This window comes from Vibrio sp. 1CM23M, from assembly GCF_023161755.1.
Classification (GTDB): Bacteria; Pseudomonadota; Gammaproteobacteria; order Enterobacterales; family Vibrionaceae; genus Vibrio; species Vibrio coralliirubri.
In genome coordinates this window covers 117,174-131,196 of record NZ_JALNTR010000007.1, presented here as the reverse complement: position 1 = coordinate 131,196, position 14,023 = coordinate 117,174, and the positions used below count along the sequence as shown (strand labels likewise).

General features: G+C 45.1%; 8 protein-coding genes and 1 pseudogene. 5 read left to right on the top strand and 4 right to left on the bottom strand.

Annotation, left to right across the window (positions count from 1 at the left end; genetic code table 11):
- Window positions 1–157 precede the first annotated feature (157 nt).
- The 5 genes from guaB (at window position 158) to MSG35_RS18700 (ending at window position 8,403) form a co-directional block, all read left to right on the top strand.
- Window positions 158–1,621 (top strand): IMP dehydrogenase, encoded by a 1,464-nt coding sequence (gene guaB, locus MSG35_RS18720; protein WP_017062496.1) that lies wholly within the window; start codon window positions 158–160, stop codon window positions 1,619–1,621.
- A 202-nt stretch (window positions 1,622–1,823) separates the two neighbouring features.
- Window positions 1,824–3,377 carry a glutamine-hydrolyzing GMP synthase gene (guaA, locus tag MSG35_RS18715; protein ID WP_248384737.1) on the top strand — a complete coding sequence of 518 codons (1,554 nt, stop codon included), beginning with the start codon at window positions 1,824–1,826 and terminating at the stop codon, window positions 3,375–3,377.
- A 289-nt stretch (window positions 3,378–3,666) separates the two neighbouring features.
- Complete coding sequence (locus tag MSG35_RS18710) at window positions 3,667–5,379, top strand: chitinase (RefSeq protein ID WP_248384736.1); 1,713 nt, start codon at window positions 3,667–3,669, stop codon at window positions 5,377–5,379.
- Window positions 5,380–5,616: 237 nt separating this feature from the next.
- Window positions 5,617–7,167, top strand: coding sequence for a Na+/H+ antiporter NhaC family protein (locus MSG35_RS18705; RefSeq protein ID WP_248384735.1), 1,551 nt, complete (start codon window positions 5,617–5,619; stop codon window positions 7,165–7,167).
- 642 nt (window positions 7,168–7,809) lie between these two features.
- Window positions 7,810–8,403 carry a GPR1/FUN34/YaaH family transporter gene (locus tag MSG35_RS18700; RefSeq protein ID WP_010440610.1) on the top strand — a complete coding sequence of 198 codons (594 nt, stop codon included), beginning with the start codon at window positions 7,810–7,812 and terminating at the stop codon, window positions 8,401–8,403.
- 145 nt (window positions 8,404–8,548) lie between these two features.
- Here the strand turns inward: MSG35_RS18700 and MSG35_RS18695 are convergent, their stop codons facing one another.
- From MSG35_RS18695 to MSG35_RS18680, 4 genes and pseudogenes are all read right to left on the bottom strand, one after another.
- Window positions 8,549–10,096 (bottom strand): alanine/glycine:cation symporter family protein, encoded by a 1,548-nt coding sequence (locus tag MSG35_RS18695; protein ID WP_017069529.1) that lies wholly within the window; start codon window positions 10,094–10,096, stop codon window positions 8,549–8,551.
- Window positions 10,097–10,551: 455 nt separating this feature from the next.
- Window positions 10,552–11,907 (bottom strand): annotated as a pseudogene (locus MSG35_RS18690) (MBL fold metallo-hydrolase).
- Window positions 11,908–12,054: 147 nt separating this feature from the next.
- Complete coding sequence (locus MSG35_RS18685) at window positions 12,055–12,822, bottom strand: 1-acylglycerol-3-phosphate O-acyltransferase (protein ID WP_050633796.1); 768 nt, start codon at window positions 12,820–12,822, stop codon at window positions 12,055–12,057.
- Window positions 12,823–13,019: 197 nt separating this feature from the next.
- The gene (locus MSG35_RS18680; RefSeq protein ID WP_248384734.1) at window positions 13,020–13,958 is read right to left on the bottom strand and encodes a hypothetical protein; all 939 of its coding nucleotides are present in this window, start codon (window positions 13,956–13,958) and stop codon (window positions 13,020–13,022) included.
- Window positions 13,959–14,023: the final 65 nt, after the last annotated feature.

Genomic DNA, 14,023 nt, shown 5'->3' with positions numbered 1-14,023 from the left:
ACAAAAATGTGTAGCCAAGCGATTTCGTTGGCCGTATAATCCGTCCGCAATATCTAATCCAAATGCAGTTTGATTTTCCTTAATTGGCTGCCCTCATTAGGCGAAACGATGAGATTGGATTGTTTCTTTTTACTCCTATTATTGTGAGATATTGCAAATGCTAAGAATTGCCAAAGAAGCGCTGACATTCGACGACGTACTGCTAGTGCCAGCACACTCCACCGTTCTCCCTAATACAGCTGATCTTCGCACTCAGCTGACGAAGAATATTTCCCTAAACATCCCAATGATATCTGCATCTATGGATACTGTGACAGAAGCTCGCCTAGCGATTGCACTGGCACAAGAAGGCGGAATAGGCTTCATTCACAAGAACATGTCTATTGAACAGCAAGCTGAAATGGTTCGCCAGGTTAAAATTTACGAAGCTGGTGTGGTTTCTCACCCAGTAACAGTAAGCCCTGACGCGACAATCGCTGATGTTGTAGCCCTTACCCAAAAACACGGCTTTGCCGGTTTCCCTGTTGTTACTGAAACAAACGAACTTGTTGGTATTATTACTGGCCGTGACGTTCGCTTTGTTACTGACCTTTCTAAGAAAGTTGATGTAGTAATGACGCCTAAAGCTCGCCTTGCTTCTGTTAAAGAAGGTGCAACTCGTGAAGAAGTTCAAGAGAAAATGCACGAAGCGCGTGTTGAAAAAGTTCTTGTTGTAAATGATGACTTCCAACTTACTGGAATGATCACTGCAAAAGATTTCCACAAAGCAGAACGTAAACCAAACGCTTGTAAAGATGAGCGCGGCAGCCTACGTGTAGGTGCAGCTGTTGGTGCTGGTGCTGGTAACGAAGAGCGCGTTGCTGCTCTAGTTGAAGCTGGCGTAGACGTTCTACTTATCGACTCTTCACACGGTCACTCTGAAGGCGTACTTAACCGTATCCGCGAAACTCGCGCTGCATACCCTGATCTACAAATCATCGGTGGTAACGTAGCAACTGGCGCTGGCGCTCGTGCTCTTATCGAAGCAGGTGTTAGTGCGGTTAAAGTAGGTATCGGCCCGGGTTCAATCTGTACGACTCGTATCGTTACTGGTGTTGGTGTTCCTCAAGTAACAGCAATCGCAGACGCAGCTGAAGTAGCTAACGAATACGGTATTCCAGTAATCGCAGATGGCGGTATCCGCTTCTCTGGCGATATCTGTAAAGCTATCGTTGCTGGCGCATCTTGTGTGATGGTTGGTTCAATGTTCGCTGGCACTGAAGAAGCACCGGGTGAAGTTATTCTTTACAACGGTCGTTCTTACAAGTCTTACCGTGGTATGGGTTCTCTTGGCGCTATGTCTCAAGGTTCTTCTGACCGTTACTTCCAATCTGACAATGCTGCAGACAAGCTTGTTCCAGAAGGTATTGAAGGTCGTATCGCATACAAAGGTCGTCTAAAAGAGATCGTTCACCAACAGATGGGCGGTCTACGCTCAAGCATGGGCCTAACGGGTTCTGCAACTGTTGAAGATATGCGTACTAAAGCTGAATTTGTTCGTATCTCTGGTGCGGGCATGAAAGAATCTCACGTACACGATGTTCAAATCACGAAAGAAGCACCTAACTACCGTTTAGGTTAATAATACGTCCAAACGTTTGAATAATGTGCTGATTTAGTCGGCACATTATTTTATCTACCGTCTGTTTTGTTAAAAGTCCGATTTTCTCAAAACACGTGGTTAAAGATATCTAACGAAAACGTTTGCTTTATTTCTTGAAGAGTTAATCAGAGGTGAGTAAACTCGCCTCCGTTTTATCACATAGCCAATAAGACTGCTTACAATGACTAAAAATATTCATGACCAACGTATTCTAATTCTGGACTTCGGTTCTCAATACACACAGCTAGTAGCTCGTCGTATTCGTGAGATCGGTGTTTACTGTGAACTTTGGAGCTGGGACGTAGAAGAAGCGGATATTCGTGAATTCAATCCAGACGGCATCATCCTATCTGGTGGCCCTGAAAGTGTAACGGAGGAGAACTCTCCACGTGCACCTCAGTATGTATTTGATTCAGGTGTTCCTGTCTTCGGTATCTGCTACGGCATGCAAACTATGGCTGAGCAACTTGGCGGTAAAGTAGCAACGTCTACTGAGCGTGAGTTCGGCTACGCAGCGGTACAAGTAACTGGCGAGTCTGCACTTTTCGCTGACCTTGAGACAACTCAAGATGTTTGGATGAGCCACGGCGACAAAGTGGTTGAAATCCCTGCTGATTTCACAAAAATCGCAGAGACAGACACTTGCCCATACGCTGCAATGGCAAACGAAGATAAGAAATACTACGGTGTTCAATTCCACCCAGAAGTAACACACACTAAGAACGGCCTAAAAATGCTTGAGAACTTCGTTCTTAACGCATGTGGTTGTGAAGGTCTGTGGACTTCAGCATCAATCATTGAAGATGCAGTTGCACGTATTAAAGAACAAGTAGGTGACGACGAAGTTATCCTTGGTCTTTCTGGTGGTGTTGATTCATCTGTAGTTGCGATGCTTGCTCACCGCGCTATCGGCGACAAACTAACATGTGTATTTGTAGATAACGGCCTTCTTCGTTTAAACGAAGGTGAGCAGGTTATGGAGATGTTCGGCAACAAGTTTGGCCTAAACATCATCAAAGTAGATGCTGAAGATCGTTTCCTTGACGCTCTGGAAGGCGAAGCTGAACCAGAAGCTAAGCGTAAGATCATCGGTCACGTATTCGTAGATATCTTCGATGAAGAGTCTAAGAAACTGAAGAATGCTAAATGGCTTGCTCAGGGTACTATCTACCCAGACGTAATCGAGTCTGCAGCATCTAAGACAGGTAAAGCACACGTAATCAAATCTCACCACAACGTTGGTGGTCTTCCTGATGATATGGAAATGGGCCTTGTTGAGCCTCTACGTGAGCTATTCAAAGATGAAGTACGTAAGATCGGTCTAGAGCTTGGTCTTCCATACAACATGCTTTACCGCCACCCATTCCCGGGTCCAGGTCTAGGTGTTCGTGTACTTGGCGAAGTGAAGAAAGAGTACTGTGATCTACTGCGTCGCGCAGATGCTATCTTCATTGAAGAGCTTCACGCTGCTGACCTTTACCACAAAGTATCTCAAGCATTCACGGTATTCCTACCAGTACGTTCAGTTGGTGTAATGGGCGATGGCCGTAAGTACGATTGGGTTGTATCTCTACGTGCTGTAGAAACTATCGACTTCATGACTGCTCACTGGGCGCACCTACCATACGACTTCCTAGGTAAGGTATCTAACCGTATTATCAACGAAGTTAACGGCATTTCACGTGTTGTTTACGATATTTCTGGTAAGCCACCAGCAACTATCGAGTGGGAATAATCTCTTAGAGATTTAACCAGCTTTGATTAAGATCTTAAGCCTCGAACTCAGTTCGGGGCTTTTTTCTTTCTGGTTCAGGGAATCAAAGAGCTATATATAACGGCTAGAAACCAAATGAGTTGGAAACTAGATATCAGCTCAAGAAACCATGAGACGTTTTGTTGTGTTGAGCCATATATCAAAAAGATCACTCGCACTTTTTATAAAATTACACAGCTACAGCTAGGCCATTCCACATGTGAAGCATACTCTTTGATGGACTTATTAAGGACAGATAAGAGAATCCATCATGTTAAAAATCAAATATTTGGCGACAGTACTGGGCTGCACATTAGCAGCGCAAAGTCATGCGTCTTTGAACATTCAACCTGATCCGCAAAATCCGAATGGTTACCTTGTTGAAAAGTCGGCTCTACAAGCTGCTGAACAAGCGAAAACCTCGGATCCTATGTACGCGATCTGGTCACAGGCCCTTCAAACTCGCCCTAACACCATCGTTGAAGCGATTGAACCCGGCTCCCCCTCGAATCCTGAAAACGTAAAGCGTGTAGAGCGCGTGTTCCCTCAATCTGAATGGGACTTTCTCACTCAGATGGCAGCGCCAGAATACACCTACACCCGCTTCTTACGTGCGATTGGTAAATTCCCAGCCTTCTGTGGAGAGTACACCGATGGCCGTGACTCAGACGCAATCTGTAAAAAATCCATCATCACAGCCTTTGCTCATTTCTCACAAGAGACGGGTGGTCACATCGCGATAGACAACACCTCTGATAATCCATTAGCTCTCGAAGAATGGCAGCAAGCTCTAGTGCATGTTCGCGAAATGGGTTGGTCTGAAGGCCAAGAAGGTTACACCACAGGTTGTGGCCAGAACGATTGGCAGAATGCCCGTTGGCCATGTGCCGCGGGGCAGGGTTACTTCGGACGTGGTGCTAAACAGCTTTCTTACCATTTTAATTACGGCGCGTTCTCGGAAGTGATGTTCGATGGCGATGCGACGGTGCTTCTCAACAATCCGGGCTTAGTAGCGGACTCTTGGTTGAACTTAGCTTCTGCTATCTGGTTCTTCTTAACACCGCAAGCGCCTAAGCCTGCAATGCTGCATGTGATTGACCGTACATGGACGCCATCTCAACGTGAATTGGATGCGGGGATTGGTTATGGCTTTGGTACTACCATCAACGTTATCAACGGTGGTATTGAATGTGGGGAGCAGAACAAAGATAAAGGCCAACCCGTTAACCGTATTCGTTACTGGGAAGGGCTAGCGGCGCACTACGAAATTCCGGTAGAAGCGGATGAAGCCAATACTTGTTGGCAGCAAACACCTTACGGAAGCTTGAATCTCAACGGAGCAACGGATGTGTTGTACACCAACTGGGATGGCAACTGGAAATACTACGCAGACCGCCCAGAAGGTTACTCATTTGAGTGTGAGCTTGTTGGTTTCCAAACGGCTTATTCTGCGCTGGTGGCTGGAGATTACGAGAAGTGTGTGACCAACTTTTATGGGTCACATGCGAGTTGGCCTGAAGTGAAAGTGGTCGATAAGCTGGATCCGGTAGACCCTGGTACTGATCCGGGTGGTAACGGTTGGAGTGCGACCAAGGTTTACAATGCGGGTGACCAAGTGACTCATAATGGCGCAACCTACGAAGCGAAATGGTGGACACAAGGGGATGATCCTGCCAATGGCGGCCCTTGGAAATTGATTGCTGGAGAGCCAACACCACCGGTAGTCACCGATCCTGCGCCAGTCGATCCTACACCTGTTGAGCCTGCTCCGGTTGACCCAACACCAGTTGAACCACCTGTTACCGAACCGCCTGTCGTCGTTGACCCATCGGTGTTCATCACATGGCAAGCGGGCGTTAGCCAAGTGAGTAACGGTGACAAAGTGACGCATAACGGCAAGTGCTTCGTGGCTAAAAATGGCCCGGGCGTATGGGAAAGCCCTGTTCAGTCAAATTGGTTCTGGGATGAAATTAGCTGTAATTAATTACTCAATACATTAAGTACCTTACTTTAGGTGACTTAACTGGCTAATCAAAGCCGAAAGTGATTGCTTTCGGCTTTTGCGTTTCTGTTCAGTTCTCCTCGAGTAATCCAACGCTATCAACCCTATCTGAATGCCAATTCTCCATTTAGAGAATAAAGTCCTGTACAAATACTTTGTGTGAATTTATATTCATTTTTAAATTATACTTATTCTTTATTTTAGGGTTAAGGTTTACCTATGGAACAGACAGATATCACGTCACTCATCCCCATTGTTATTACTTTGGTGTTGTCGTTGGCGACAAGGAATGTAGTGATTGGCCTTTTTGCTGGTGTACTCAGTGGTGTAGCCATGCTCACTGGAATGTTTAGCGAACTGAACCCTCTTGATACCTTCGGAACCATGGTTAAAGGCTACCTAGTGCCTCAGCTGACTGATAGCTACAACGCTGGCGTAATTATGCTGTTGGTATTCATCGGTGGCTTTGTCGCCTTGATGGAAAAGTCTGGTGGCGGAGTTGCGTTTGCCAAGCGTGTGACGGAGTGGGTAAGCAATAAATGCCAAGCTCAATTGTCAGCATGGTTGGGTGGAATCATTATATTTTTCTCAGACTTAGGCACCCCTTTAATTGTTGGCCCTGTTTTTCGTCCCCTTTTCGATAAACTGAAACTCTCAAGACAGAAGCTAGCATTCATCATTGATTCAACCTCATCGCCCGTTGCGATCCTTATTCCTTTCATTGGGTGGGGCGTTTACATCATGAGCCTGATCCAAAAAGAGTTTACGGCGTTGAATGTCAACATGTCTGATTGGGATGCGTTCATCGGTGCAATTCCTTTTCAGTTCTACGCATTTCTCGCGATTTTCATCGTTCCGCTAGTGTCCGTTAAAGGTTTAGACTTTGGACCAATGGCAAAAGCAGAGCGTGATTGCCAAGCAGGAATCTGCTCTGGTGCGAATAGTGAATCACTCAATGCGTTCTCGCATAAAAATGCAAAGGCATCCTTTGTCTGGGCGCCGCTGCTGGTGATGGTTGTGGTGTTATGTGCCATGTTGGTTCCACAAGGCTTTCCATTCCAAAAGGTCGCAGGTTCATCATTCAGAGCGGCATTATCATCGGCTTATTTCTTTGCCGCGATTACCTTGATCACGCTGATGGCTTACTACGGAGTAAGAAAGCTTTCAGATGGTATTTCTGTGTACTTAAAAGGTATGGGAAACATGATGCCTGTAGCTATCATCTTGGTATTAGCTTGGGCGTTAAGCACTGTCGGTAAAGAGCTGGGTGCTGCGGCTTATATTGCTGAACAAGCACAGAGTGGCTTTCCATACTGGTTAGTACCTGCGGTCGCGTTTCTATTGTCTGCCATTATCTCATTCGCAACGGGCTCATCGTGGGGAACCTTCGCGATAATGATGCCATTGGTTATTCCAACCGCTATTGCGATAGATGCTCCGTTACTCGTCGCGATTGGTGCTGTGCTATCGGGGGGCTTGTTTGGTGATCACTGCTCACCAATCTCTGAAACAACCATTCTTTCTTCAACAGGGGCAGGGTGTGATCAGTTTGAACACTTTAAGACACAGCTCCCTTACGCATTAATGAACGGTTCTATTGCTCTGATTAGTTTTGTAGTGGCAGGCTTTACTGGAAGTGCATTGGTAGTGTTGGGCGCTCTTGTTGCTCAGTTGATTATCGTGACGCTGTTAGCCAAGCGCGATGTGAGTAAAAATGCTTCATCAGAAGTTCAATCTCAAGTGCCTGAATCTAAACCACAACAAGCGTAATTTAAGATTACAGAAGAGGGGCGAGAATTAATGAATAGATACGGGATGCGAGTAAACGAGTAACGAAAAGCTCGCTCCCTATTGTCTAAGTTTGATGCTAAGGGTTCTCTCTTACTCAAATCTGAAGACTCTTTTCTCATCCCGCATCTCGTTACTCGTATCTCTTTTACTCGTATCTAAGCAAACCTCGTCATTCCCTACAGTGAGGAACGAACGTGATAGGGAATCTCTGGCGTTTACGGTTGGTATTTATGTCTAAGGGCAGATTCCAGATATCTCGTCCCTCGATTCTGGAATGACGACTGAGTAAGTAGATGTGGGATACGAGTAAACGAGTAACGAAGAGCTCGTCCTCTGTTGCCTACGTTTGCTATTAAGGGGGCGCTTACTCAAATCTAAAGACTGTTTTCGCATCTCGTATCTCGTTACTCGCATCTTTTTTATAGCGTGATAGGGAACCTGCTTACTTATAGTTTCTGTGAATTGATTGGTATTGTTATGAAACTAATTTTCCATAGGATCATTTACACAATCTTAGTTTTCGATAACTGGATTACCTAGTTGTACGACTTATAGATTAAAATTTTCTGATAATTTTTATCGTTTTTTTTTAATCAACCACTTTAATAAGGTAAATTCGCAATGTCGACCAAACTAGCTAACCCAGCGCCACTAGGCTTAATGGGTTTCGGTATGACCACTATTCTTCTTAATATTCACAACGCAGGTTTCTTTCCAATCGATTCAATGATTCTTGCTATGGGTATTTTTTACGGTGGTTTGAGCCAAGTTATCGTGGGCACAATGTGTTTCAAACGTGGTGACACGTTCGGTACAACTGCGTTTACTTCTTACGGCCTATTCTGGTTGTCTTTGGTTGGTTTAATCGTGATGCCTTACATGGGCCTACCTGCAAGCCCTGCAGCATTCATGGGTTGGTACCTACTACTATGGGGCATCTTCACAGGCTTCATGTTCATCGGCTCTCTATGCTACCCAGTGGCTAAGCAAGTAGTATTCGGTTCACTAACTATCTTGTTCTTCCTACTTGCAGCTCGTGATTTCACTGGCAGCGAACTAATCGGCACTATCGCTGGTTTTGAAGGTATCTTCTGTGGTGCTTCAGCTATTTACTTTGCAATGGCACAAGTAATCAACAACGAATACGGCCGTACAGTACTGCCTATCGGTGAGAAGAAAGCACCTCAAATGGCAACACAAGAAATCGCTGCTTAATACTCTAACTCGGGAACAGTTAGTTTGTTATAAGCCATTTATTGGTTATGAATAAAACAAAAGGGGTTAGCCGAAATGGCTAACCCCTTTTTTATGCGTTATTAAAAGCGCTATTTGTTAAAGCGATCTATTTGCTAAGGAAAGCTTAAGCTGAAGGTTGCTCTACAGGTTTAGTGTCTGCAGCTTCTGCTTCAGGAGACTTGCCTGTTTTACGCTTGTACTTCTCTTCCCAGTAAGTAGCACCTTTAATGCCTAGTTTTACAGGGTTGAACGTATACTCAGTCACACCTTGTTTCTGCTGTTCTTCGTAGTCTGCTAGAGCTTTAAGCGCAGGCTTAGACATGAAGAAGATGATCAGAATGCCAACGATGTTTAACCATGCCATCAAGCCAACACCAACATCACCCATTGCCCATGCAAGGTTCGCTGTTTTAACTGTGCCATAGAAAACTGCAGTGATAAGAACAAGCTTAAGTACGAACATCATGCCAGGGATCTTGATGGTACGACGTAGGTAAGCAATATTCGTTTCTGCGATGTAGTAGTAAGCAAGAATCGTTGTAAATGCGAAGAAGAACAGAGCAAATGCGATGAATGGCTTACCAATGCCTGGTAGTGCACTTTCAATAGCAAGCTGTGTAAATACAGGACCATTCGCACCGATGTTTGCTGCTAGGTTCTGAACAAGGAACACACCTTCAGCGCCGCCATGAACGTTGTAAGCACCAGTGATGATGATCATGAACGCTGTAGCAGAACATACTAGAAGAGTATCGATGTAGATAGAGAATGCTTGTACCAAACCTTGCTGAGCTGGGTGATCAACACTTGCAGCCGCTGCCGCGTGAGGACCAGTACCTTGACCCGCTTCGTTTGAGTAAACACCACGCTTAACACCCCAACCAATTGCAGCACCGAAGCCAGCCATAGGTGTGAATGCATCACCAACAATCATTGCGAAAACAGTTGGCACTTGGCTGATGTTTAGCAGAATGATAACGAACGCGATGATGATGTAAGCCAATGCCATGAAAGGAACAACGATTTGTGTGAAGTTCGCAATACGTTTAACACCACCAAAGATGATGAAAGCAAGGATGATAGCAACAACAGTACCGGTGAAAATTTTAGCGAAACTGAATGTACCGACAGCTGTTTCAATCATGTCACCTGAGCCAAATGCAGCTTCTACAGCATTACCGATACTGTTTGACTGAACACCTGGAAGCAAAATACCACATGCAAAAATAGTCGCGATAGCGAAGATCCATGCGTACCACTTCTGACCCATTGCTTTTTCAATGTAGTAAGCCGGGCCACCACGGAACTGGCCTTCGTCTTCTTCTTTGTAGATTTGCGCTAGCGTAGATTCTGCGTAAGCAGTCGCGGCGCCAAAGAAGGCTACAACCCACATCCAGAATACTGCACCTGGGCCACCGAAACCGATAGCGGCAGCCACACCAGCAATGTTACCTGTACCGACACGGCCAGATAGCGAAACGGCTAGAGCTTGGAAAGACGAGATGCCTTTTGATGAGCTTTTACCCGATAGTAGCAAGCGCCACATTTCAAAGAAGTGACGGATTTGAACAAATCGAGTCATGATGGAGTAGAACAAACCTGCACCTAAACATAGGTAGATAAGTACTGGACTCCAGATTATTCCATTCAAAAAATCAACGAATGACTGCATGAGTATTTTCCCTGTTAGTTTTGCTTATGATTGTTTTTCGAACAACACAATACTTCACTTGTAACCCGAGTGTTAAATTATTTAACTGCGCATTAGGATTACTGTGACATAAAGCAAGTTATAGAGGGTATTTGTTAATGCTTAGTGCTAATTCGATAATCGTTCTATTTAATCGTCTATGCAACTGGTTGTGTCTTTTTGTGTTTTGCAAAGTGAATAAATAGTGATTAATACAGAAAGGGGATCTTGAGGTGCGCATAAGAAACGAAATTGCGCAAAACAGCGGTTAAAGCCGCTTAGCATAAACGGCTGACATATGGATGGTGGGATAAGTAGGTTGGAATATATCACTTGCATCGGGTGAGCTAGCAGGTCTAAGGGACTGTGGCTTTTGAAGGTTTGATAATTGAGGCTTTAATATCTACCTAGTGAAAATGGCTAATTTTATGCCTGTTTCAAACAACCACGAACCCTCGCACCTGTAATTCTTGAGCGAACTCAGACTGAGTATTTGGCTCGCCGTGAATCAAATGCACCTCTTTCGGTGGCGTCGCGATGCCCTCTATAAATCGGTAGAGATCTTCTTTATCAGCATGGGCAGAATAGCCAGACATGCCATGAATTTGAGCATTAACCTCAACGTCTTTGTTATCAATAGAAACCTGCATTTCGCCTTGTTGCAGCTCTCGTCCGAGCGTCCCGTGCGCTTGATAGCCCGCTAAAATCACATCGGTTCGTTTATCGGTAAGCAAGGCAGATAAGTAGTTCATTATCCTGCCACCCTGACACATCCCAGAAGCTGCGACCACAATCGCGGGTTCACCTGTCGACTTGAGGCGATTCACGATTTTCTTGTGCATTCTATGTCTATCAACGGTAATGCACTGCTCAAAAGCGAGTGGGTGACGTTTCAGTTCAAGACGCAGCTTTGCTTCTTGTCCCCACAACTCTTTAAAACGTCGGTATGAACGCGTCACTTTTTGAGCCATCGGAGAATCGAGAATAATAGGAATATCTCTACTGAGTTGATGCTCAAAGATCAGGTGTTCGATATCAAACAGCAATTCCTGAGTTCTACCGATACTAAAAGCCGGGATTAGAATAACGCCACCATCAAGTAGTGAACGATCAATAATGGCCTTGAGACGCTCAGATCGCGTAGCAATATCATCATGTGTACTGGTGCCATAAGTGGATTCGATAAACAGATAGTCGGCTTGTAGTGGTGACTTGGGATCCGGCAGCAGTGGTGTGTTACTCGGGCCCAAGTCGCCAGAAAACACAACTACTTATTGGTTGGGTAACTTAATCTCGATATAAGCGGAACCTAAGATGTGCCCAGCAGGTTGAAAGCGAGCATGTAGAGTATTTGGCCTATGATGATCCTTTCCGTTGTTTTGCTGTTTAGACATGATTGGAAACCATTCCCCGTAAGGCTTGGGAGCAATTAACGAATGAATCTTTTTGAGTATCAGCTTCGATTGTTTATTGCTGAGCCCTTGCAGTTTTAAGCCATCCTCAATCATTAAAGGGGCAAGTTCAGCAGTGGCTTGCGTGCAATAAATCGATTGGTTAAATCCACTGGCGAGTAACCAAGGTAATCGACCAATATGATCAATGTGAGTATGAGTCAGCAGCAGAGCGTTGAGGTGGGATGTTGCAAATTCAATATCAAGAGGGCGTGCATCTTCTCCTTGGGACTCTTTACCTTGAAAAAGGCCACAATTGATGAGCACCGCTTGGCCTGAATCTCTTAGTTCGTGACAAGATCCTGTGACAGTATGTTTGCCACCATGGTGAATCACTTCCATCGTTTACTCCCATTGCTCTATAAAGCCGATAACGCCTGTTTTTATTTTGCGGATAAGCGCCAGCAAGTAAAACAAGAACAATGAGAGTTGCGATCGTTGAGTGTCTTTTTAAGTAACTGAGCGATGACTCAGTGGTTTCGTTGCGAGTTAGTTCGTAGAAGAGCGGTCTGAATCCAACTCTGGTTTTTGCTGCGCCTCTAAACGAGCCACTTCGGCATCAAGTTCTGCTATTTTCTCTGCCATGAGTCCGTGACAGCGATTGGCCAGTTCTCTTGCGTCGCTAAGCTTGTATCCAGACACATCGATAGGTTCCAGCATCTCGGTGATCACAATGCCATTATTGGCTCGATTAAAGTCAATCTTATTGTGCGTGGTGCTGGTACACATCGGGGTGATAGGCACACCAGCTTCAATTGCCATTCGGAAAGCGCCCGTTTTGAATGGCAGTAGTCCACGCCCTTTACTACGGGTTCCTTCAGGGTAAACCCAAACAGACAGATCTCTCTGGTGAATCGCTTCCGCCACTTGCTTGATGGTATCGCGTGCTTTGGACTTGTCTTCGCGGTTAATCATGATGTTACCGGTGATCCAATACAGCAGGCCAAAGAAAGGCACGTACAACAAATCGCGTTTGCCCAATGAAACAGTGCGTGGTCTTAGCATTCCTGGATCGGTTACAAAGTCCAATATGCTTTGGTGGTTAGAGATGTAGACGCTGTTTTCTGGTGTTGGGGCATTGTCTAGGCCGCGCTGCACCAGTTTGACACCGATGATCTTTTGGAGTTGGTTGAACCAACGACAGAAAACGTACACATGCTTGGGGTTCTTGGGGCTAAACAAGCAGTAAACAAAAGCACATAGAGTGGTGAAAATAATAAACACCGTAGCCAAAATAATACGAAGAACAGCAAGCACAATTCACTCCTTACTCACCGCAAGATGGCAGTGATTAAATAGTTTTAGATGCTTGAAGTTTTCACTCTATTTAACCGAATTGCAACAATTAACTGTGATAGGGGGCTATTTTTAGATCTTTATATAAAACAAGGACTAACAATGGGTGTTTGACACAGTTATCGAGCTTACACGTGTTCACCAGTAATGGCTCATTATCACCAATACTGTTTATTTGGATCCGATTTTTCTACCCATTCCGGATCTTGACGCGATTCTAAGTAGAGTTGTAGGCCGTTATAAGACATGAAAGCTGCAGGGCCGCCGAGGTGCTCGAAATAGTCAAAATACTCATCTTCGAGAGCACAAAGGTGGGCTAAATCTTTAACCTTGTTAGCCAGCGCCCACTGAATGGCAAATACAGGCGCTATTGAGCCTGAAATATTCACCTCTTCGACGTTTGGGTTAAACATTGAATTAGCTTGCTCAAGCAGTATCTCTTCTTGTTCAGACTCTTGTTGTAGTACCTCTTCGACGATCTCCGAGCGCTTGGTATTAGAAACACTCTTGTTCAACTTGGCGATTCGCAGTGCGTAGCTAAATCGGTCTGATGAAACGATGTCGACAAGCTGCGACAACAGCTCTTTGTCTACGCCTGCTGCCTTGGTGAAATAGTCGATACACGAATTGATTGAGGCATAACGAGTACCGTCAAACTCAAAGCCACTGGTTTCGTCGTATACCTCAAGTGGGATGTCATCAACCGACAAAGGCCAGCCTTTATAATCGACGCGTTGCTTGGCGATTTGATACATTTTCCAAGCGCTGCGCCCAAACCCACCAAGTGTCGAGCCCGAGAAATCAGAATCAATAAGCTCTTGCTCCGTCCAGTTCTCACCGATGCCAAGGTGCTTAGCGTACTTGTCTATTAGAGTGTGTTTTATCTGATCGCGCACAGACCAAATTGAGGTCAGATTCTTTGAATAGTTAATTCTCGCACACTCATCACAAGCGGGCAGTGCTATCGGTGAGTGGCCAATCTTGGCAACTGCCTGCGCAGTCTTAGGAAATTCAACAACGTTACTGGAAGGCTCACCACAAAACCAACAGGTGTGGCGTAGGTTGAATGGGGTGTCTATGTGTGAGTATGTGTTCATTAGTCTTTATCGGCTAGGTGCTTGAGGCGAGTTAATCATCTTCAAACAATTATCTCTGTTCGCAC

Excerpts from the sequence above, each read along its gene's own strand:
- MSG35_RS18700 (WP_010440610.1), top strand. The coding sequence starts at position 7,810 with ATGTCGACCAAACTAGCTAACCCAGCGCCACTAGGCTTAATGGGTTTC.
- guaA (WP_248384737.1), top strand. The coding sequence starts at position 1,824 with ATGACTAAAAATATTCATGACCAACGTATTCTAATTCTGGACTTCGGT.
- MSG35_RS18680 (WP_248384734.1), bottom strand. The coding sequence starts at position 13,958 with ATGAACACATACTCACACATAGACACCCCATTCAACCTACGCCACACC.
- guaB (WP_017062496.1), top strand. The coding sequence starts at position 158 with ATGCTAAGAATTGCCAAAGAAGCGCTGACATTCGACGACGTACTGCTA.
- MSG35_RS18710 (WP_248384736.1), top strand. The coding sequence starts at position 3,667 with ATGTTAAAAATCAAATATTTGGCGACAGTACTGGGCTGCACATTAGCA.
- MSG35_RS18705 (WP_248384735.1), top strand. The coding sequence starts at position 5,617 with ATGGAACAGACAGATATCACGTCACTCATCCCCATTGTTATTACTTTG.
- MSG35_RS18695 (WP_017069529.1), bottom strand. The coding sequence starts at position 10,096 with ATGCAGTCATTCGTTGATTTTTTGAATGGAATAATCTGGAGTCCAGTA.